At 60.3% G+C, this 21,351-nt stretch carries 18 protein-coding genes; 2 read left to right on the forward strand and 16 right to left on the reverse strand.

The genetic code is table 11. From position 1 onward, the window contains the following. Nucleotides 1-7: 7 nt before the first annotated feature. The 3 genes from ispG to KJB29_RS09365 all read right to left on the reverse strand — a co-directional run bounded on the left by ispG (nucleotide 8) and on the right by KJB29_RS09365 (nucleotide 3,006). On the reverse strand, nucleotides 8-1,075 hold the full coding sequence (ispG, locus tag KJB29_RS09355) for a flavodoxin-dependent (E)-4-hydroxy-3-methylbut-2-enyl-diphosphate synthase (protein WP_215734374.1): 1,068 nt from the start codon (nucleotides 1,073-1,075) through the stop codon (nucleotides 8-10). A 130-nt stretch (nucleotides 1,076-1,205) separates the two neighbouring features. Continuing rightward, a complete protein-coding gene (gene glnA, locus KJB29_RS09360; RefSeq protein WP_004513156.1) occupies nucleotides 1,206-2,618 on the reverse strand; it encodes a type I glutamate--ammonia ligase in 1,413 nt (470 codons plus the stop codon). A gap of 49 nt (nucleotides 2,619-2,667) precedes the next feature. After that, nucleotides 2,668-3,006: a P-II family nitrogen regulator gene (locus KJB29_RS09365; RefSeq protein ID WP_004513157.1), complete on the reverse strand. Its 339-nt coding sequence runs from the start codon at nucleotides 3,004-3,006 to the stop codon at nucleotides 2,668-2,670. Between the two features lie 333 nt (nucleotides 3,007-3,339). On the opposite strand from KJB29_RS09365, the gene KJB29_RS09370 reads away from it, so the two are divergent. Continuing rightward, on the forward strand, nucleotides 3,340-4,062 hold the full coding sequence (locus tag KJB29_RS09370; protein ID WP_215734375.1) for a peptidoglycan DD-metalloendopeptidase family protein: 723 nt from the start codon (nucleotides 3,340-3,342) through the stop codon (nucleotides 4,060-4,062). 25 nt (nucleotides 4,063-4,087) lie between these two features. Here KJB29_RS09370 and hrpB read toward each other — a convergent pair whose 3' ends face one another. The 5 genes from hrpB to KJB29_RS09395 form a co-directional block, all read right to left on the reverse strand. After that, complete coding sequence (gene hrpB / locus KJB29_RS09375; protein WP_215734376.1) at nucleotides 4,088-6,616, reverse strand: ATP-dependent helicase HrpB; 2,529 nt, start codon at nucleotides 6,614-6,616, stop codon at nucleotides 4,088-4,090. 45 nt (nucleotides 6,617-6,661) lie between these two features. After that, complete coding sequence (locus tag KJB29_RS09380; protein ID WP_215734377.1) at nucleotides 6,662-7,348, reverse strand: HAD family hydrolase; 687 nt, start codon at nucleotides 7,346-7,348, stop codon at nucleotides 6,662-6,664. Nucleotides 7,349-7,419: 71 nt separating this feature from the next. Further along, nucleotides 7,420-8,598: a VanZ family protein gene (locus tag KJB29_RS09385; RefSeq protein WP_215734378.1), complete on the reverse strand. Its 1,179-nt coding sequence runs from the start codon at nucleotides 8,596-8,598 to the stop codon at nucleotides 7,420-7,422. A 30-nt stretch (nucleotides 8,599-8,628) separates the two neighbouring features. Next, on the reverse strand, nucleotides 8,629-9,831 hold the full coding sequence (locus KJB29_RS09390; protein WP_215734379.1) for a GumC family protein: 1,203 nt from the start codon (nucleotides 9,829-9,831) through the stop codon (nucleotides 8,629-8,631). Nucleotides 9,832-9,843: 12 nt separating this feature from the next. Beyond that, nucleotides 9,844-12,786 carry an SLBB domain-containing protein gene (locus tag KJB29_RS09395; protein WP_215734380.1) on the reverse strand — a complete coding sequence of 981 codons (2,943 nt, stop codon included), beginning with the start codon at nucleotides 12,784-12,786 and terminating at the stop codon, nucleotides 9,844-9,846. 205 nt (nucleotides 12,787-12,991) lie between these two features. On the opposite strand from KJB29_RS09395, the gene KJB29_RS09400 reads away from it, so the two are divergent. Beyond that, complete coding sequence (locus KJB29_RS09400) at nucleotides 12,992-14,419, forward strand: MBL fold metallo-hydrolase RNA specificity domain-containing protein (protein WP_215734381.1); 1,428 nt, start codon at nucleotides 12,992-12,994, stop codon at nucleotides 14,417-14,419. Here KJB29_RS09400 and KJB29_RS09405 read toward each other — a convergent pair. The 8 genes from KJB29_RS09405 to KJB29_RS09440 all read right to left on the reverse strand — a co-directional run bounded on the left by KJB29_RS09405 (nucleotide 14,406) and on the right by KJB29_RS09440 (nucleotide 21,313). Continuing rightward, nucleotides 14,406-14,813, reverse strand: a complete 408-nt coding sequence (locus tag KJB29_RS09405; RefSeq protein ID WP_215734382.1) for a type II toxin-antitoxin system VapC family toxin — start codon at nucleotides 14,811-14,813, stop codon at nucleotides 14,406-14,408. The two genes, KJB29_RS09400 and KJB29_RS09405, sit on opposite strands and share 14 nt — an antisense overlap. After that, nucleotides 14,813-15,043: an AbrB/MazE/SpoVT family DNA-binding domain-containing protein gene (locus KJB29_RS09410; protein ID WP_215734383.1), complete on the reverse strand. Its 231-nt coding sequence runs from the start codon at nucleotides 15,041-15,043 to the stop codon at nucleotides 14,813-14,815. Before KJB29_RS09410 ends, KJB29_RS09405 begins: the two co-directional genes overlap by 1 nt. Before the next feature lie 103 nt (nucleotides 15,044-15,146). Beyond that, a complete protein-coding gene (locus KJB29_RS09415) occupies nucleotides 15,147-16,748 on the reverse strand; it encodes a capsule assembly Wzi family protein (protein ID WP_215734443.1) in 1,602 nt (533 codons plus the stop codon). Between the two features lie 64 nt (nucleotides 16,749-16,812). Further along, a complete protein-coding gene (locus tag KJB29_RS09420) occupies nucleotides 16,813-17,214 on the reverse strand; it encodes a type II toxin-antitoxin system VapC family toxin (RefSeq protein WP_215734384.1) in 402 nt (133 codons plus the stop codon). After that, nucleotides 17,211-17,459 (reverse strand): ribbon-helix-helix domain-containing protein, encoded by a 249-nt coding sequence (locus tag KJB29_RS09425; protein WP_215734385.1) that lies wholly within the window; start codon nucleotides 17,457-17,459, stop codon nucleotides 17,211-17,213. Before KJB29_RS09425 ends, KJB29_RS09420 begins: the two co-directional genes overlap by 4 nt. Before the next feature lie 101 nt (nucleotides 17,460-17,560). Then, a complete protein-coding gene (locus KJB29_RS09430; RefSeq protein WP_215734444.1) occupies nucleotides 17,561-19,480 on the reverse strand; it encodes a polysaccharide biosynthesis protein in 1,920 nt (639 codons plus the stop codon). A gap of 62 nt (nucleotides 19,481-19,542) precedes the next feature. Further along, nucleotides 19,543-20,103, reverse strand: coding sequence for a sugar transferase (locus tag KJB29_RS09435; protein WP_004513169.1), 561 nt, complete (start codon nucleotides 20,101-20,103; stop codon nucleotides 19,543-19,545). Between the two features lie 25 nt (nucleotides 20,104-20,128). Continuing rightward, the gene (locus KJB29_RS09440; protein WP_004513170.1) at nucleotides 20,129-21,313 is read right to left on the reverse strand and encodes an ATP-binding protein; all 1,185 of its coding nucleotides are present in this window, start codon (nucleotides 21,311-21,313) and stop codon (nucleotides 20,129-20,131) included. Nucleotides 21,314-21,351 lie beyond the last annotated feature (38 nt).

Here is a 21,351-nt window from a genome sequence, read left to right on the forward strand (position 1 = left end):
TGAACCTCTATGAGTGTGTTTTTTCCTTGGCCATCTGCTCCACCTCGGCGATCAAGGCATCGGCCATCTCGGCTTCGGGGACCTTGCGGACGATCTCGCCATGCCGGAAAAGGAGTCCTTCACCCTTCCCTCCGGCGATCCCCACATCGGCCTCCCGCGCCTCGCCCGGACCGTTCACCACACACCCCATGACAGCCACGGTCAGAGGAGTATCGATGGCGGCGAGGCGATTCTCCACCTCCTGGGCAACGCCGATCAGATTGATCTGGCAGCGGCCGCAGGTGGGGCAGGAAACGAAATTGATTCCCCGCTGCCGCAGCCCCAGGGCCTTGAGAATCTCGAAGCCGACCCGCACTTCGTCCACGGGATCGCCGGTGAGCGAGACGCGCATGGTGTCGCCGATGCCGTCGGCCAGGAGGATGCCGAGCCCCACGGAGGACTTGATGGTGCCGGAGAAGATGGTGCCGGCTTCGGTGATGCCGATATGGAGTGGGTAATCGACCCGTTGGGCCAGGAGCCGGTAGGCTTCCACGGTCTTCATAACGTCGGAGGCCTTGAGGGAGATCTTGATCTGGTCGTAGCCGATATCCTCGAGGATGCGGACATGGCCCAGGGCCGACTCGACCATGGCCTCGGCGGTGGGATGACCGTACTTTCCGAGGAGCTCCTTCTCCAGGGAACCGGCATTGACGCCGATCCGGATCGGCACGAGGCGCTCCCGGGCGGCCTTCACCACCTCCTCCACCTTCCACCGCTCGCCGATATTGCCGGGGTTGAGGCGCAGGCCGTCAATCCCCCCTTCGAGCACCCGCAATGCGAGGCGATAATCGAAGTGGATGTCGGCGATGACCGGGATCGGGCTCTGCCGCTTGATCTCACCCAGCGCCTCGGCCGCCGCCATGTCGGGCACAGCGCAGCGGACGATCTCACAACCCGCCGATGAAAGGGAGAGAACCTGGGAAAGGGTGGCTGCCACGTCGCGGGTGTCGGTGTTGCACATGGACTGCACCGAGCAGGGGGCTCCCCCGCCGATGGCGACATTTCCTACGTGAATCTGCCTGGTTTCGCGTGTCATAGCGGAGCATACTAGCCGGAACGGCCGCGGAAAGTCAAGAACGGTTTGGCTTCATAGCACGGGGCGACAGGACAAAAAGAAAGGCGGGATCGCTCCCGCCTTTCGTGATGATGCAGTACCGCCTATCGGCCTAGATGTCGTAGTACAGGGCGAACTCGAGGGGAACCGGACGCATCCGGACCGGGTTGACTTCGGCCTCCATCTTGTACTCGATCCACTTCTCGATGACGTCGGGGGTGAAGACGTCCCCCTTGAGGAGGAACTCGTGGTCATCCCTGAGGGCGTTGAGGGCGTCCTCAAGGGTCCCGGGAGCAGACGGGATATCCTTGAGCTCTTCGGGGGAAAGACCGTAGATGTCCTTATCGAGAGGCTGCCCCGGATCAATCTTGTTCTCGATGCCGTCGAGGCCGGCCATGAGCATGGCGGCGAAGGCGAGGTAGCCGTTGCAGGAGGGGTCGGGGGTCCGGTACTCGATCCGCTTGGCCTTCGGGTTGGTGGAGAGCATCGGAATCCGGATGGATGCCGAGCGGTTACGGCTGGAATATGCCATGTTCACCGGAGCCTCGAAGCCCGGCACCAGGCGCTTGTAGGAGTTGGTGGTCGGGTTGGTGATGGCGCAGAGGGCCTTGGCGTGCTTGATGATGCCGCCGATGTACCAGAGGGCCATCTGGGAGAGCCCGCCGTACTTGTCGCCGGCGAAGAGGTTCTGGCCGTTCTTCCAGATGGACTGGTGGCAGTGCATGCCGGAACCGTTGTCGCCGTACAGGGGCTTCGGCATGAAGGTTACGGTCTTGCTGTTTCTGTAGGCAACGTTCTTGATGACGTACTTGAACCACTGGAGCTGGTCAGCCATGTCCACCAGGGAAGAGAAACGCATGTCGATCTCGGCCTGGCCGCCAGTGGCAACCTCGTGGTGCTGGCACTCGACCCGGATGCCAACCTTCTGGAGCTCCATCACCATCTCGTTGCGAAGATCGTTCTGGGAGTCGGTGGGGGAGAGGGGGAAGTACCCTTCCTTGTGGCGCGGCTTGTAGCCCAGGTTCGGGAACTCTTCACGGCCGGAGTTCCAGGCACCTTCCACGGAATCGACCATGTAGAAGGACTGATTGGAGCTGGAATCGTAACGGACCTCGTCGAAGATGAAGAACTCGGCTTCCGGACCGAAGAAGGCGATTTCGCCGATGCCGGTGGACTTGAGGTAGGCCTCGGCCTTGCGGGCGATGTTCCGGGGATCGCGGGTGTAGTCTTCCTTGGTGATCGGATCGAAGACGTTGCAGATCAGCGACAGGGTCGGCACCGCCACGAAGGGGTCCATCTTGGCCGTGTCGGGATCGGGGAGAAGGATCATGTCGGAGGCGTGGATCGGCTGCCAGCCACGGATGGAAGAGCCGTCGAACCCCTGCCCCTCTTCGAAGGTATCCTCGCTGAACTCCGTGATGGGTACGGAAATGTGCTGCCATGTCCCCACGAAATCCATGAACTTGAAATCAACCATCAGCGCGCCGTTTTCCTTGGCGAAGCTTACTACTTCTTGTGGTGTCATCAAAACGTCTCCTTTCAATGGTAAAACTACCTGGCGTATAGTAGTGATTCTACAGGGCGTCCTCGCCCCGCTCACCGGTGCGGATGCGGATCACTTCCTCCACCGGTGTCACGAATATCTTGCCATCACCGATGCGGCCGGTCTTGGCGGCCTGCTCGATGGTCTCGACAACCTTTCCGACAATATCGTCGCCGACAATGATCTCCATCTTGATCTTGGGAATAAAATCAACCACATACTCGGCGCCCCGGTAGAGCTCCGTATGCCCCTTCTGTCTGCCGAAACCCTTCACCTCGGCGACCGTAATCCCCTGGATGCCGATCTCGTTCAGGGCTTCCTTGACCTCGTCCAGCTTGAACGGCTTTATGATCGCTTCGACTTTTTTCAAGACACAGCACCCCCTCTTGGAAATGGTTAAAAACTGGCTGATTATAGGTGCGTCAGGGTTCAAAAGCAAGATTCCAGGAAACCTTGTCCGTCGATACTATTCATGGGCAAAGCAAATACTTTGCCCAAAACGGCAGACTTTGTTTTCACTAACGATTACAATACTTTTCACAACAAAAGCACACTCTAATGCGAGGAACGGAAACGAATCAGCTTAAAAATAAGGCACAAACAGAATCACCATGCACAAATCAGAAGCATCGCACGAAAAATATACTCTCATCTCAAGCTTGCAGGCACTGATGCCGATAGGTATAGTACCGGAGTCCAAACCATGAGAAAGAGCACCCTCATAATCGCTGCACTCGTTATTGTCCTCCCCCGGGAAGGAGTCGCCGACATCTACCGCTATGTGGATGAAGAGGGAGTGGTCTGCTTCACCGATGCCCCCGGGAAGAGCGGTGCGACGCTGGTCATGAAGGAGCGGCCTGTCCCTCGCCGCGGCAAACGGAGCATACCCGGCCATCTGGCCGCCACCGGCATCGGCGAAAAGCCGTCACAGGCATCATCTCCCACGTTTTCCCCTACCCTTCCCGTCCACGGGAGAATCTCCTCCCTGGTGGGACTCCGCCACGACCCCATCAACGGCAACCTTCGCGAACACCACGGAATCGACATTGCCGTTGCCGAAGGAACCGCCGTCCGTCCGGTGGCTCCGGGAAGGGTGGTCTTTGCCGGATTGCGCGGCGGCTATGGCAACATGGTCATCGTGGACCACGGCGACGGAACCATTACCCTCTATGCCCACAATTCCGTCAATCTTGTTGCTGAAAATGACTCAGTGGACGGCACCTCCCCCATCGCCCTCTCGGGCTCCACGGGGCGCTCAACGGGCCCCCACCTCCACTTCGAGGCATGGCGGGGCGAAACCAACATCACCTCCACCTTCCTGGCTGGGGGACCGTCCATGGGGAGTGCCGCCAACCGGCGCAAAGTCGATGCCATCCGTCGCATCGTCCAGGCGGACGGAACCCTCTATTTAAGCAATATCCACTGACTCCACAACTATATCAAACATCTTACTATTTTCTCTCATGCCCCTTTGTCCTGCGCGTGGGTATGGCAGTCCACGGGTCATCGGGCCACGGGTGCTTTGGGTAGCGTCCCCGCATTTCCTTTTTCACCTCCTGGTAGGCCCCGTTCCAGAACCCCCGCAGGTCTGCGGTCACCTGAAGGGGCCGGCCAGCCGGCGACAAGAGATGGACAACCACCGGCACCCTCCCCCACGCCACGGTGGGGGTCTCGGCAAGGCCGAACATCTCCTGGAGCTTCACCGCCAAGGTCGGTGTCCCGTCATCTCCGTAATCGATAGGGACCCGCGAACCGCTCGGAACCACCAGATGGGTCGGCGCCCCTTCATCGAGGCGGCGGAGCAGATTCCAGGGGAGGAGCCCCTGCAGGGGAGGGAGCAGGTCCAGCGCAGCCGCGTCGGCAAGCCGCCGTACCCCGTCCAGGTGAGGTCCCAGCCACTCGCCAAGGGTTGCCAGGAGGGCCTCATCGGAGAGATTGGGCCATCCCTCGTCGGGAAAAATGCGGGCCATGAGCCGCACCCGCGCCCTGAACCGGCGTGCGGCCGTGGACCAGCTAAGGGCTGACAGGCCGGGCCCCCTCACGATTCCCTCCACCAGTGCGCTTCGCACCTCGTCAGCCGTGGCAGCGGATGGCCTGCTTCCGAGGACGAGGGCACCGAACCGCTCCTCTTCGCAGCTTACCACCCTCCCTTCCCGCTCATCCCAGAACACGTTCCTCCCGGTGACGATGCCGTCGGAGAACTCCCTTCTGAAGGTTTCCAGCGTCAGAGCACTTGCCTGGCGGATCAGGTCGTCTCCCCTCTCCCCCCGCTCCACCACATGGGCCACCAGAAGCGGCTCGTCATGGACCGAGCTTCGTTCAGAGAGAAGCGCCCCGCGTCCTCCGGCAAGGAGATACCGGCGCCCGCCGTCACCGCGGCGCAGCGCGATTCGATCCGGGTAGGCCCAGGCGAGCAGAAGGCCCACCATGTCGGCGTCCGCGCCGGCAACCGCATTTTCCTTCCCGAGGTCGAGCAACCTGCGCAGATGCTGGGCAGAGCGGTCGACGGTGCGGCAGGCCGCGGCATCCCCCCCTGCAAAGCGCCGCCCCTTCCGCCACCCATTCAGCACCTCAACCCGAACGAGCATGTCGCTTTCGCTCCGCTCCAACGCCGCCCCTCCGGAAGCCTTCACGAGGTCACGCTCCGACATGATCGCCGCCACGTCGCAGGCGAGGGGGCCAACGCCCCTCCCGACGGCCCTGGTGAGCATGTGGGCGAGGCGGGGATGGACCGGCAGCTCTGCCATCCGTCGGCCGACCTCGGTGATCAGGCCGTGGTGGTCGAGGGCTTCAAGCTGAACAAGGAGCTGTCGCCCCTCCTCCAAAGAGGATTTCGGAGGGGGCGTGAGCCACGAAAGGGTGGAGGCATCGGTCACCCCCCAGGCAGCCAGGTCAAGGGCCACCGGTGTCAGGTCGGAGGTGGCGATCTCGGGAGGGTCGGCGGGAATGAGGGTCCGCTGGGTGTGTTCGGACCAGAGTCGGAAGCAGATGCCCGGACCGACCCGGCCGGCCCGCCCTGCCCGCTGGGTGGCGGAGGCGACCGAAATCCGCTCCGTAACGAGCCGGTCAAGCCCCGACCCGGGATCGAACCGCAGCCGGCGGCAGAAACCGCCGTCGATGACCACCCGCACCCCTTCGATGGTGAGACTCGTTTCCGCGATGTTGGTGGCGAGCACCACCTTGCGCCGCTCGGCGGGAAGAATGGCCCGTTCCTGTTCGTTAAAGGGGAGGTCGCCATAGAGAGGTGCGATCAAGGGTGACGAAGGGAGTGCATCCCCTTCCTGCAGGAATTGGTGACAACGCCGGATTTCCCCTACTCCCGGCAGAAAGGCGAGGATGTCCCCCTCTGTGACAGCAAGGGCCGTGCGAATGGCGCGGGAGACGGAAATAGGGAGGGGGTCGCGGGAATCCTCGGGCAGATAGCGAATATCCACGGGAAAACTCCGCCCCTCGCTCGTAATGATCGGCGCGTCCCCCAGAAGCCCTGCCACCGGCGCCGCTTCGAGGGTCGCCGACATGGCGATGATCCGCAGCTCCTCCCGCAATCCCTGCTGCACGTCGCGACAGAGGGCCATGGCCAGGTCCGCATGGATGCTCCGCTCGTGGAACTCGTCGAAGATCACCGCGCCAACCCCCTCGAGGAGCGGGTCTGTCTGGAGCCGGCGAGTAAGCACTCCCTCGGTAACCACCTCCACCCGGGTTTGGCGCGACACCTTCCGGTCGAAGCGGATCGTGTAGCCCACCGTCCCTCCCGCTTCCTCGCCAAGGGTGGACGCCATCCAGCGGGCGGCATTGGTTGCTGCGAGCCGTCGCGGTTCGAGCATGACAATTCCCTTCCCCCGGAGCCATGGGGCATCCAGGAGTGCAAGGGGAACACGCGTCGTCTTGCCGGCTCCGGGCGGAGCCTGAATGACCACGGAATTGTGGGTCTGAAGGGAGGATGTCAGCTGAGGCAGGATGTCTTCAATGGGAAGGGTCATGGGAACCAGGGACCAGGGACCGGAAAAACCATTCTATGGGAAGGTTCACTGGCTACAGGTCACATCTTTCAGGTCTTCCAAGCCAATGCCCAAAAGGGAGTCAACCACCCTGACGGCGCCGCTGAGTATCGCGGCGGGATAGCTGTTGGTGACGGCGATGACGGGAATGCCGGCGCCGGTGGCGGAGGCGATGCCGGCAGGGGTGTCTTCGATGGCGATGCAGCGGCCGGGGAGAATCCCCCGGTCGGCGAAGGCAGCAGCGAGCCGCTCCACGGCAAGGGCGTAGCTGGCGGGATCGGGCTTGCTGGCAGTCACCTCTTCGGCGGTGACCATCACGTCGAAGGAGTTGGACAGGCCGAGGCCCGCCAGTATGGGGAGGATGTCGCACCGGAGGGCGCCGCTGCAAAGCGCCAACGGGAAGGTACCGTTGATGGATCGGATGAGTTCGACAACTCCCGGATAGGGAGCAACGCCGCTGGAGATGATCTCCTGGAACGCCGCGGCCTTGCGGTCGATAAGCAGTTCCAGTTCATGATCGTTCAGAATCCTGCCATGCATCCGGAACGACTCGCGGAAGGCATCGCGGTCGTCAAACCCCATATAGAGGTTCACATACTCCTCCCAGGCATAGCCGAGCCCCAGAGGCTCGAGAATAGCCTGGAAGGCCCGGTAATGGAGCGGCTCGGTATCGACGATGATGCCGTCGAAATCGAAGATGACTGCGGAAAGCATTAAAAAACCTCCGGAATCGGGGACCGGTGATCAGGGACCGGGTGAGGCCTGAAAAACCATTACCCCTTAATCTAGAACTTCTTTACCAGCATTAAACTAGCCGACGATCCGCTGACGGAAGGGACCAGGGTCACACTCCCCTTCCGCGCGTAATGGTCTGTGACGACCCGCCCTGCCAACTCGCCGATGACAGCGCCCAGGAGCACGTCGCTTGCCCAGTGTTTGTCCTCGTACATGCGTGAAAACCCCACAAAGGCGGCGGTGGCATAGGAGAGAACCCCCACCGGAACGCTCCCCGAGGTCCGGGTGATGACCGAGGCCATGGCAAAGGAGCTGGCCGTGTGCATGGAAGGGAATGAATCGTAATCGGAGGTGAACTGAAAGGGACGGAAGCTCCCCTTGCCGCTCCCCGTGAGGGGGCGCGCCCGGCCGACGGCTTGCTTCAGGACCAAGGTGGCGGCATCGGCGATGACCGCCGCCTCCCCCATCATGAGCCCCGTGTCCCGCCATCGGGGTGAATCGGCAAGGAGCCCCCCGCCCCAGACGGCACCGGCAACCCCCAGGTGAACAAAGGGATTGCCGATCACGTTCCCCGCATCGGCTGCCCGGTCAAGGGTCTTTCCCCTTGTTTCCTGCACCTTGTCCCGGATGTCAGTGTCGTATATGTAGGTAAGCCCGACAGCACCGGCAACAGCCAGGGTCTTCCAAATGGCGTTGTTGTCGGTCCGGAAGGGAGCAGCGAGAAATTCCCCGGTCTCGTCGCGAAGGGTTACGGCCTCGTCACGCACAAAGGCCCCCACTCCGTTGTCATCGGCTCGGGCAGGTCGCGCACCCGCAAGAAGCGTCACGGCCACGACAAAGGCCAAGGACAGTCTTCTCGCACTCCAAGCGCAGGCAGCAAGGCTCACGGCACCTGCTCCAACCGCATCGGCAACGAGGTCTCCGAACTCGGCTGTCCTGGCCGTCGTCAGGACTCCCTGGGCCACCTCCATGAGGGCGCCGAAAACGACGGCACCCGCGAAGGCCATGAGCCAGCAGTTCCGTTGGCACCGGCGGTACGTCACCAGAAAATTCCCCCACAGCAGGGCAAGGAGCCCGTAGGCCGAGGCGTGCTGGAACTTGTCCCACCCAATGAGCCCGATGGAAGGATGAGGCGGAGACGGGTCAAGCGAAAGCCAGATGATGGTTCCCACCCACCCCGCGAGGAAAAGGAAACGAAGGGAAGGGAATTTTTTGGCATTGTCGTTCATGTGGTCTCCATTCAAACAGTATCTCGCCGGTCAACCGCGCCGAGCCCGGGTTAGCGAAAGGGATTCCCTGATCTCGTTCCACCGGGTGCGGTCCTCGTCGCTCATCTTCTGGGCATATTCCTGGATGAACGCAATGAAAATACCCAGAAACAACGCCGTGACCGTCGACAATATGACGATCAGAGACCGCTTGGGCTTGCTCTTGTTCTGGGGAGCGACTGCCTCATCGAGCACCTGAATCGAAGAAGAATCCTTGGCCTCTCCCAGCTTGGCCACCTCAAACTGCTTGGTGAGTTGCTCGAATATGGCCTCCTGGGTCTTCACCTCGCGCATGAGTCTCACGTACTCAAGCCCCAGACTCGGCATGGCGCCTGCCGATAGCATCAGGTCATTGCTTCTTCCCCCTCCGGTAAGGACGCCCAACTGCCCCCTGAGCTTGGTAAGGGCAGCCTCAACGGCCTTCACTTCGGGGTTTTCGTTGGTCTGGTAGCTGCGCAACGAGGCAAGCTGCACCTCCTTCGAGACGATCTCGGCCTTGAGTTTCGCAGCGCCTTCGATCGTGGCGGTGGCCTGGTCGTCAACCTTGAAGGCGCGGTTCTTCTCCTGGAACCGCCGAAGCGCATCCTCCGCATTCTTGAGGTCGGCTTTCACCACGTCGAGCCGCTTCTCCAGAAAAATCCGTTCCGTTCCGGCTTTGGTCAGATTCAGCTCGACACTTTTCTTCCCCAGTTCATCGACAAAGGTGTTGGCCAACCGGGCCGCCAGTTGGGGGTTCCTGCTGTCGGCGGCAACCGTAATGATTCCGTCTTTGCCGGCCTGAATCTTTACCAGGCCCTGTAAAGCAGCTCGGGATTCATCAGGAGTCTTGGCCTTCAGCTCCTTCTGTAGGTCGAGTTTTTTGATCACTGCATCGGCCACCGAGCGGCTCTTCAGAATTCCCACATAGAGATCTGCACCACCGCCCAGTCCCCCAACGCCAGCCAGTCCCGCTAGCGCCCCCGCCTGCCCCATCAGAGCCGACAGACCTCCTCCCCCGTCTTTCTGGGGAGGGAGCACCCGTGCCGTGCCGGTATAGATATTGGGCAGGGTGAGACTGTACGCCGCCGACAGGAGCGCCGCGGCAACACACATCACGACAATGAGCCGTTTACGCCGCACCAGCACCTGGAGCAGTTCCAGAAGGTTGATCTCGTCCTCTCCGACGATCTGTTCATTTTTCATGGGATCAGTCATGTCGTCTCGCCCCTACAGCCCGGCCGCCACAACCACCCCGGCGGTCAGGGCAACCTGCGACAGGATAGTGGTCATGTCCTTGATTTCCCGCATCCAGGCGATCCGCTCAAGCTTCTGGGGCACCACCAGGGTGTCCCCCGGATCGAGGGGCGTTGCCAGGAACCCGCCAAAGGTCCAGCGACGCTGGGAATCACTCCAGCTGATGCCGAACGAGGTCTGATGGCGGCTGATGACCGACCCGTCGGCGCTGATGATGTACATGTCGTCTTCTTCGCCGTCCCGCGTGGCCCCGCCGGCATCCTTCAGGTAGTGGGCCACATCCTCACCCGGGAGATGGACAAAGGAGGTGGGATTGTAGACCTGCCCCATGACGCTCACGACACTGGAAACCTGGGGCACTTCGAGGATGTCTCCCCCCATGAGCTCCAGATCATAGGGAGACTTCCTGAACGTGTCCAGTTGGGCAAGGCGGATCACCACACGCCCTTCGGCCTTTGACTCCCGCAGCTTGGCCAGGCTCTTCTGGAGCCCTTCCAGGGCCGTGCGGGTCGCTTCGAGTTCCTCCTTGGAGGCCGCAACCGCCGCCAGTTCCCCCTGCTTGCGGAGGATTTCCTGCTCGGTCCGGGTGATCACCTCGTCCATCCTCTTCTGCTGCTCGTCGCGAACCGACTTCCGCTTGAACTTGGCCCCCTTCAGATAGGCCTTGTCGGTGAAGCCGCCGGCCCGGGCAATGACCGAGCTCAGGCGCTCCCCCTTGGCAATGGAGTAGGTTCCGGGGAATTTCACCTCTCCCCTCAGGGTCACGAAGCGATCGGTGGCCTCAAGCCAGTTCTCGATTCCCCGTACGATCAGGGCATCTTCGGGCTCCAGCACCAGATTGTGGGCCGGGTCTCCGGCAAGGGCCTTGCCCAGATTGATTTCCAGGCGGGACGCCTTGGCACTGTTGCCGCCAACAGCCACCCTCGTCAGTTCGGCACTCTCCAGGTAGGCGTTGCGCTTGGGGCTGCCGGCAGCGGTGACCAGGTCGCGGACCGTCATGCGGGGAAAGTAGTCATAGATGCCGGGATTTACCACCTGTCCGTTGATGGAAACCCGGGGACGCTCAACCATCTCGTCCCGGGAGAAAATCTTGATCGTATCCTGCTCCTGCAGTTCCACGTTGTCGGCCGGATTCCCCTTCAAGGCCTCACGGAGATTGACGGTCATGACCTCGCGGCGGTAGTCGGTGGGCGAGAGGCGGGTAATCTCCGCACTCTCCAGGTATGACTCGGGAAGAAGAACCGACGCGTCAGGAATGAGATCCTTCACCCGCATCCCCTTCCGGAACTGATAGGGGCCGGGGCGTGCCACATTCCCCGCCAGGGTCACCACCTCGCGCATTGCCTCGCGGACCGGGAAGACGTTCACCATGTCGTGATCCCGCACCTCGACCTTGGCCAGTTCCATGTCCGGCGACTTCCCGTCGGTCACGTAATCGGCGACCACCCGGGTACTGTTCCCCTCGATCCGCTCCACCTGAATCCGCCCCGTGTCGCCGGCAGCGGTTATCCCCCCTGCCATGGCAAGAAGCGCCGGCAGGGCCGTTTTCCCCTTGACCTCATAAATGCCGGGCCGCTTGACCTCCCCCGCCACGGCAACCACCGGCCCGATGACCGGCACGAAGACCGTGTCGCCGTTCTCCAGGCGGATATCACGGCTCCGGTCCCCGCTCAGGAACATGTCGTAGAGGTCGATCTCCTGGACCGCCTTCCCCCCCCGGGAAATCCGGATCGAGCGGAGGCTGCCGTTTTTGGATGGCCCGCCTGCCGCGGCAAGGGCATTGATGACGGTGGCAAGGGAACTGACATTATAGGTGCCGGGCACCTCAACCTCACCAACCACGTAGACCTGAATGGTCCTGAGACTGCCGAGAGTGACGTTGAGTTCGTACCCCTTGTAGTACCGGGAGAAGGCTTTGTTGATGGCGTCCTTGGCCTGGCCATAGGTAAGCCCCCACACCTTGACGGCGCCGACCCGCGGGATGGTTACCTCGCCGTTGCGATCCACCGGTGCGTCGTAGCGGGCCTGGAGGCTCCCCCAGACGTCGATCCGCAGTTTATCACCCGGGCCGATCACGTAATCGGAACCGACCGGCAGATTATCCACCGCCGGCAGGTTGGCGATGCTGTTCCTGAAAAAGTCGTAGCCGAACTGCTTGAGGGTCCGGTCCACCGGCGTGGGCTCGATCTTGTCGAGAAGGGTGGGGCTCTTGCGGGCAAAGGCCCGCTCCAGGGGCGAGCCCAACTCTTCCACCGGCACGGGCATCGCCTTCATTTCTTCCGAGACGAGAGCCTTCAGTTGGCGCTGGCCAGGACCGGGGAGCCCCTGTATCCTGAAATAATAGATCTGGTTGTTCTTCAGCTCCCGCACCCGGAAGCTGGTGGCGTCGCCCACCGGTACGGCCTTCAGATACTTCTCCGGTTCGCTCCCGTACAGCACCACAAACCGGGGAGGGATATCCTCGGCCTTGCGGCGCACGCCGGTCACGGTCCAGGAGAGCGACACCATGCCGTCGCCCGGCTCCGCTTTGAGCAGCAGTTTCGGCCCCTGCTCAACCTCTTTGCCTTCGTCCATGAGGCGAAGCCCCTGCTCCTGTTCGGTATCCTGCTGGTACTGGATCGCGCCTGGAACCTGAGGAGCGCCATATCCACCCGGAGCTGCCACCCCATACCCGCCGGGCTGCTGGGTTCCCTGAACGGCATACCCGCTCCCCGACAGAGGGGCTCCCTGCATCATGTACCCGCCTGCCTGCGGAGCGGTCTGAACGCCGTATCCCCCCCCCGGTCCGGAAACATCCCACTGGCTGCCGGTGTAATCCCTGCCGGCGCCGTTGGGCTCGACCGCCCAAGCGACTGCGGCAATGGCAAGCACCCCTCCCAGGAAAAACAGAAATGCAGATTGTATGGATCGCTTCATTGGTCCCTCATGTGCCGATAAATTCAGATGCTCAACGCGGCGTAACGAACATGGATAAGTACCCCGTTCCCACCCCGCCAGTCAACTCGAAAACACTCTTCCCGCCGGAGCCCCAATCCCCGGTGCGTCCTGATCTCCCTTGACTTTCCCTGGCGAGTTTATTATTAGCTTCTCATTCGTTACGATCAGACTGACAGGGGAGCCCATGGAAATCATTCACCACGGCGGGCAATACGGCGTAACCGGGTCGTGCCACGAACTCGTCATCTCCGAAAATGCAAGCATTCTCATTGATTGCGGTCTGCTCCAGGGACGTGATGCGGACGCCGGAAAGGGGAAGAAGCACACCCCTTTCATCGATTTCCCCCTCGACCGGGTCCAGGGTCTGGTCCTGACCCACGTCCATATCGACCACTGCGGCCGCATACCCCACCTCTTGGGGGCCGGCTTCCAGGGGCCAATATGGTGCAGCGAGGCCTCTGCCCTTCTCCTTCCCCTGGTCCTCGAGGACGCCGTCAAGGTGGGGATCACCAGGGACGAGGGACTCATCGAGCGGTTCATCGGGGCCATGAAAAAGCGCCTTGCCCCCCTCCCCTACGGAACGTGGCACAAGGTCGGTACCTGGGACGGCATGGATGTGTCGCTCCGCCTTCAGCAGGCGGGGCACATCCTCGGCTCGGCCTATGCGGAACTCCGCGTCGCCCGCCCATCGGTACAGGAAACAACCGCATCGCGACGCGACAACGAAACGGTCGTGGTTTTCTCCGGCGACCTTGGAGCCCCCTTTACGCCGCTCCTCCCCGACCCGGCACCACCGGAGCGGGCCGACATCCTGGTGCTGGAGTCAACCTACGGCGACCGCCTCCATGAAGGGCGGGAACAGCGGCGGGAAAAACTGCGACAGGTCATCGTCCGGGCGCTGGAAAACCGGGGAGCCCTCCTCGTCCCTGCCTTCAGCATCGGCAGAACCCAGGAACTCCTCTGCGAGATTGAATCTCTCATCGCCGAACACAGGAATGACGAGGCGGCCACGAACCTCCCCTGGGACGACCTTGAAATCATTGTCGACTCTCCCCTGGCCCTCCGCGTCACCGAGGTCTACGACCGGCTCCGCCATCTCTGGGACCAGGAAGCGACAGAGGTCGTCTCCCAGGGGCGCCATCCCCTCTCCTTCGAGCAGATGACGGTCATCGAAAACCACAACGACCACCGGGCCACCGTGGACTACCTCCGCAGGACCGCCCGCCCCTGCGTAGTCATCGCCGCCGGCGGCATGTGCGCCGGAGGGCGCATCGTCAACTACCTCAAAGCCCTCATGGGTGACCCGCGCACCGACATTCTCTTTGTCGGTTACCAGGCCCACGGGACGCCGGGGAGAGGAATCCTTGAGGCAGCGCAAACGCGTACCGGCACTGGGGAACATACCAGCATCGATCTGGATGGCGGCAGCTATCCCCTCAGGGCCACGGTCCACAGTATCAGCGGCTACTCGGCCCACGCCGACCAGAAAGATCTGGTCAATTTCGTGCGCGGAATCCCCGTGCCGCCCCGATCCATCCGTCTGGTGCATGGGGAGGAAGAGGCGCGAAGGGCGTTGGAGAAAGCGCTGGCTCGTTCTGTCACGGAGCAATAAGCCTCAGCCTCGGAAAGTAGGTACGATACCGTGCCGCATCGCGGGTCAGGAGTTCCATCCCGTCAACGAGGGCATGGGCGCCGATGAAAAAATCAGGGAGGGGAGATCTGCGAATTCCGCCGGACCTGCGATAGGTGAGAAAACATTTGCCCGCAAGGAATGCGGCCTCCCACGGCAGCGGCCTCCGCACGAACTCTGAGCCGGGCAGAGCATCCTCAATATCCTCCACCCGCTCAAAGCCGATGGAAACCTCCGAGTAGATTATCGGATTAATCACAAGAACTGAATTCTCGGCGCATCGCGCCAGCTGTTCCGACGACCATCCATACCACTTCTGGTCGTCTTCGAGCACGTCCAGTAGAACATTGCTGTCGACCAGAACCTGGCCGGCCATCAATCCTCTCCCCTGGTGAGCGCCATAATCTCGTCGGTACTCATGCGCACCGTTGCGCGCCCGCGCATGCGCTCCACAAGTTTCTTGCCACGCGCCCCCGTCCCCTCTTTTTTGCACAGATAAACCGTGTTCCCCTCAATCACGAACTCAATTTCCGAATGGGGGGTAAAACCCATTTTTTCCCGCACGTCACACGGGATCGTCACCTGGCCCTTTGTGGTAATACGCATAGAGATCATTCCTCCCGGGAAAGTAATACATAGAAAGTATTACCACAAAAACAGCTATGAGGCAAAGAGCCCCTCACCATCCTGCTCCTACTCCTCCACTCACTCAATACCGATACCGCAACTCCGCCTTGAAGAGCTGGTTGGTGCGGTCATTCCCGTCCTGCAGGTCAACATTTTCCACCTTCTCGATCCCGTATAGAAGGTTCATGTCCAGATCGCCATGGACCGGGAGGGTCCAGGAAATCCGGCCGGCATGCTTTTTCTCGATGGCCTGCATGACGCCGTTCGGATCAAAGTTGCCTGCGGCGTCCACCTTCACCCTCCCCTCGTGGCCCCGGTCGGTGCGGTAGAACTCCAGCGCCAGATTGTTCCGCGCCGAGAACCAGTGGCTGTAGCGGAGATAGAACTCGATGACCGCCCCCCCCTGGGAGTGGCCGATGGGCATCCCCTTATAGAGGTATCCCTCCGGGAATGTGCCGCTGGTGTAAAGGATGTTGTTCCCCTTGAAGAACTCGAAGCGGAGGTCGTCCCTGCCGCCGGCAGTGAGACGGGGGATGAAGAAGCCGGCCACGTAGCTCTCCACGATGGGCCAGAACGAGGCAGAATCCTCCCCGGAAAACTCGCCGTAGATCTCGGTATTACGCAGGAACGGCAGCCTCACCCGCATCTCCACCCCGGCGAGGTTGTTGGTATTGTCGGCGTTTGTACCGCCGACGATCCCCCGCACGTAATCGCCGAAACTGTTGTTCACCCCCGGCCCGCCGAACTCCTTCCCCAGATTGATCCCCAATTCAAAGATATCAACGGGCTTCACCGACAGTTTCGCGCCGAGAAACCAGGGACGGCGCTCCACGCCGTTGGTCACGGTGGCATCGAAGCGGGAGCCGATGAAGGTATACTTGATGGCACCGATATACTTCAGTTGAATGGGCTCGGGGCTCGATAGCTTCACCAGGTCAAAGTTCTCGGCATTGTTGGTCAGGGTCACCGTTCCGCGGCTCCCGAGCCCCAGCCAGTTGGCATCGCGTCCCACCTCCAGCTCCAGCCCACCGCCGCCGAGCTTCAGGTACCCCTTGACGAGCTTCACCGTAGCCCCGTCCCCTCCCCTGCTATAGGAAAGCTGCGGCTCCACCAGGGCGGACGCCACGCTCTTCACGTGGGCTTCGGCGCTGAACCGCAGCTCGGCATTATGGCCGCCCCGGTAGATGATCCCCTCGTTGTTCTCCATGAGGGGGGTCCCCTCGGTACCGTGCTGCTGCACAGGGGACGGATAGGAGTTGGAGGGGCGTAGCCCCGAGCCGATGCCGAACACACCGTCGTTGCCCGGGTCGTGGACCGGCCGCTCGTAGGAACGGGGTTTGCCATCCATGTACACGTACCTGACCCGGGCGCTCGACAGGGGGTTCACATCCACGGCCGACGCTTTGTCGGGCTCCGTGTAAAGGGCCGCTTCGCGGGGAATCTTCCGGCGCAGCTCATCCAGGAGCGACCGGGCAAACGCCGGATCACTGGAGCCCCCCCCCGCCTCCAGGTTCCACTCCGCCTCCAGCAGAAGACGCGCAGCCTCGGCCCGGGAAAAGGGCTTGATCCCCGCCACGTCTGATTGCACCAGTCCGAAACCGGCCAGCTTTTCAAGATAGGAATAGACGGGGCTGTCCAGGGGGATGTTGGGGGAAGAAAGTGCCGATGCGCTTGAAGCAAGCATCGGAAGAGCCAGGATCGCAAGCAAAACTGTGCGAAGCGTCCTGGTACCGGGAATAAACAATGAATCATGCTGGGACACAGATGAACCCCTGTTCCTTGAAATGCCTGTCAAAAGTAAAGGCCGACACAATCCCTTCCATGCGCATGAGCTCGAAGCTCACACAGTCCACCAAGCTCAATTTACGGCGGGCAACCGCAAGCAGAATAGCCATGGCGGCATTGTGCAACTTACTGTCCACCCACCGTACGTGCAACACCGGAACAATTTCCTCCTGGAATGCCCGAGACGCCTCAACTCCCAGGCGATGTTGCGTCAACGCAATGGTTTCAACGATTACATAATTTGTCGTTACGAGGATATCGTCGGATGAAAGGATTTCGCGCCATGCCCGTGACGCACGCGCGTGGTGGAGATCATCCTTGTCCAGAACCGCCAGAAGCCCCGACGTGTCGATAAAAACACTCATTCCTCGAAAGCCTCGGCCAGATAGGCGTCATGCTCCGCCGACAGATCCTTGACGCCCGAACTGAATCGACCGGAAACACCCATTGCCCGTTGTCGCAGTTCCGAATCCTGCCCCATGTGCTTGCTCCTGGCAAAAAAGTCGACCGCTTGCCTGATAAGTTCGGCCATGGATGTATGATTGGCTGCCGCCATTTTTTTCAGGATAAGCACCTGGGATTCTTCCAACTGAATTTGCGTTCTTATCATATGCCCCCCGTCAACATGCTTACACATTTCAAAAAAACGATAACAGTCAGCGGAAAGGATGTCAATGAATCAGGTCAGATTACACCGTCATTGGCGGTCCATCATGACTTCTGAAGCTTGACCACCTTCGAAGACGGGGGTGGGAAAAGATCGGGACGGACCCGCTGGAACGCAATGGGGGCCGGACCGTTGAAAGAATACTGGGGCGAGAATTCCGGGATAAGCACCCGAAGCTGCTTCACGATACCCGCGATGTCGGCGTTCCCGGCCATGGCAAAGAGAACGCCCAGATTCCTTTCTACGGCATCGAAATCGGAATCCATGGCCGCAAGAACCTTGATCTTCCCGTGCCGTGTCGGCTTGATCCCCTCGCCGTCGATGAGCAGTTCCTCGAAAAGCTTCTCGCCGGGCCGCAGGCCGGTGAAAACGATATCAATCTCCTCATGGGGAACAAACCCCGAAAGCCTGATCAGCTCTTCCGCCAGGTCAAGGATGCGGACCGGCTCCCCCATGTCGAGCACGAAGATTTCGCCGCCGTTGCCGATGCACCCTGCCTGGAGCACCAGCTGGCACGCCTCGGGGATGGTCATGAAGTAGCGGATCACCTTGGGGTCGGTGACCGTAACCGGCCCTCCCGCCTTGATCTGCTCCTTGAAGAGCGGGATCACGCTCCCGTTGCTCCCCAGCACGTTACCGAAACGGACCGTGGTAAAATTTGTCCGACTCTTCCTCGCCAGGCTCTGGACATACATCTCCGCAACCCGCTTCGAAGCCCCCATGATATTGGTCGGGTTCACCGCCTTGTCGGTGGAGATCATGACGAAATTCTTTACCCCGAAGCGATGGGCTGCATTCGCCAGCGTTCGAGTACCGCCGATGTTGTTGGTAACCGCTTCCACCGGGTTATACTCCATCATCGGCACATGCTTGTAGGCTGCCGCGTGAAAGACCACCTCGGGCTGGAACTCATCGAAAATCGCCTCGACCCGAGTCTGATCCCGCACATCACCGATGACCGGAATTATCCTGAGATTGGGGTTGTTTGACGCAAGCTCCTTCTCGATCTGATAGAGGGGGGTTTCCGCATTCTCGAAGAGGAGGAGCTTGTAGGGAGAAAATGCCGCCACCTGGCGGCAGAGCTCGCTGCCGATGCTCCCTGCCGCGCCGGTCACCAGCACGCGCTTGTTGGTCAGGTATCCCCGGATGGTTTCCAGGTCCAGCTTCACCGGCTCCCGGCCGAGAATGTCCTCTATCTCCACATCCTTGATCTGGGAGATGGAGACCGTGCCATCGATGATATCCTTGATCCCCGGCAGGGTCTTGAACCTGACCTTGGTCTCCTTGCAGCAGGAGACGACTTGGCGCGTCACCGCACCCTGGGCAGTCGCGATGGCGATAATGACCTCTTCAATCCGGTGCTTCCGGATGGCGGCCCGAAGGCGGCCGAGATCACCCATAACCGGAATCCCTCCCAGGCGCATCCCCTGCTTTGCCGGGTCGTCGTCGAGGAATCCGATGACCTGGTTTGCTGGATTTTTCTGCTTTCTTATTTCCTTCAATAGCAGGTTGCCCGCCTCGCCGGCTCCGACGATCAGCGTCCGCTTGCCGGTATGGTAGCGGGGGATGATGTAGGTCTCACGGTAGACCCGCCACAGAAGCCGTGACGTCGATACCATGGCAAAGAGCAGAACCCAGTCGAGCACATAGATGGAACGGGGCATGGCACTGGTATCATGCAGGAAAAAAAGGACAAAGGAGGTGATGAGCGTGGAAAGGGTTACTACCTTGAAAATTTCGATGCCGTCCTGTAATGAAGCGTATTTCCAGATACTGCGGTACATGCCCGAAAAAAGGAAAACCAGAGGCTTTACAAGCAGGACAACCAGCAGGCCGTCCTTGATAATTTCGTGGTACAACGGCGGAAAGGTGAAGTCGAAGCGGAGGAGGAAGGCGAGGAGGAACGACGCAGCGATGGACGCCGTATCGAGGGCGAAGACCATCAGGCGACGTTGGGAGAGCATGAAGGTGAATGGTTTGAGCATGGTTGACGGCGGTCCCTTCACTTGCTTGTATTTGTATAAACTTAGTGGGTCACACCATCGCGGCGTAACACCTTGATTGCAGTCAAAATCATTATTTTCAGGTCGAAGAAAAGAGAGCGGTTCTGCAAATAGTATGCGTCGTACTCGACCTTGACAGGTATGGGCAATTCATCGCGGCCATTGATCTGTGCCCAGCCGGTCAGGCCAGGGGTAAGCCGATGAACCCCCTTCTCGGTCCGCAGGGCAACGAGATCGTCCTGATTGAACAATGCAGGTCTTGGGCCGACAAAACTCATGTCCCCCCTCAGAATGCTATACAGCTGCGGTAATTCGTCAAGGCTGGTTTTGCGGAGGAATTTACCGATGGGGGTCAGCCAGCGGTCAGGGTCGCTGAGGAGATGGGTTGCCACTGCCGGGGTATCAGTGCGCATAGTGCGGAATTTGGGCATTCTGAAGATGGCGTTGTTCCTACCCACCCGGTCTGACCAGTAGAGTATCGGCCCCCTTGAGGTCAATTTCACCAGGAGAGCCGTCACGAGCATCGGAAGAGAAAAAACCAGCATCAGCAGAAATGACAGAACTAAATCGAATACTCTTTTCATGTGGGATCCTGCCCGTGAGACAAATTCAAAATTCAACATTCAAAATTGCCTTTGCGTGAATTTCGGCAGCCAGCTGCGGGAGTGGAATCGCCTCTATGTCAGGTGCAATTCGATAGCGTTCGGCACCAGGGTACACGACATATTTTTTCGCCGGGGCCAGATCGGAACAGGCCGAGTAAAATCCCCGTTCAGGCCTGGGGCTGAGGCTTCTCTTGATCTCCACAGCCCATATCTCCTCGTCAGGCCATGTCAGCAGCAGATCTATTTCAGCACCTCCGCCGGTCCGGTAGAAAAAACCCTGCGGAGCCCCAATCCCTGCCCCAAGGAGATTTTCCACCACAAAACACTCCCAGCTCTGCCCGACAACCGGGTGCGCCAGCAAACCCTCTTTATCCTGTATGCCGAGCAATGCATGCACAAGGCCGCTGTCACGCACATACACCTTTGGTGACTTGACCAGCCTCTTCCCGATATTGCCGTGCCAGGGTGGGAGACGACGGACCAGCATCAGATCAACAAGCAGATCAAGGTAATTAGTGACGGTTTTTACATCCACACCCAGATTGCGTGAAAATTGAGCCGCATTCAGTACCCCCCCTTGATTATGGGCCAGCATTACCCAAAAACGGCGCAACGCTTCTGCGGCTATCCGCGGGCCGAACTGCGGAATATCGCGTTCAAGATAGGTGCGGATGAAATCCTGTCTCCAGCGCAGGCTCTGGCGCGGGTTTTTCGCCAGCAGGCTTTCCGGGAACCCGCCTGCAACCCAGAGATCTTCTGATGTCCTCTCGCCTGTTTCAAGGATATTAAAAGGGGATAACTCAAGGTAGGAAATCCTCCCGGCCAATGTTTCGCCGGACTGTTTCAGCAAATCAAGCGAAGCAGAACCAAGCAGAAGAAAGCGCCCCGTGCGCAATCCGGCACGGCGCCCCTTGTCAATAAATCCACGCAATACAGGGAATAATCCTGGCAGACGATGCACTTCATCAAAGATCACCAGCCTGTCCTGATGATCCTCAAGATACAATTCGGGCTGGGCAAGCTTGGCGAGATCCTGCTCGGATTCAAGGTCCAGATACAGTGCGCCGCGCACCTTGCCTATCTCAAGGGCCAGGGTGGTCTTGCCGACCTGGCGTGGCCCCAGCAACGCGACGGCAGGTGAAGAGTCAAGCGCCTCTGACAGGAATGGATAAAGTGCGCGGGATATCATATTTGTAATTTTGGAATATCACTCCATGATTTGCAAGG

Source organism: Geobacter grbiciae, assembly GCF_018531165.1.
GTDB lineage: Bacteria > Desulfobacterota > Desulfuromonadia > Geobacterales > Geobacteraceae > Geobacter > Geobacter metallireducens.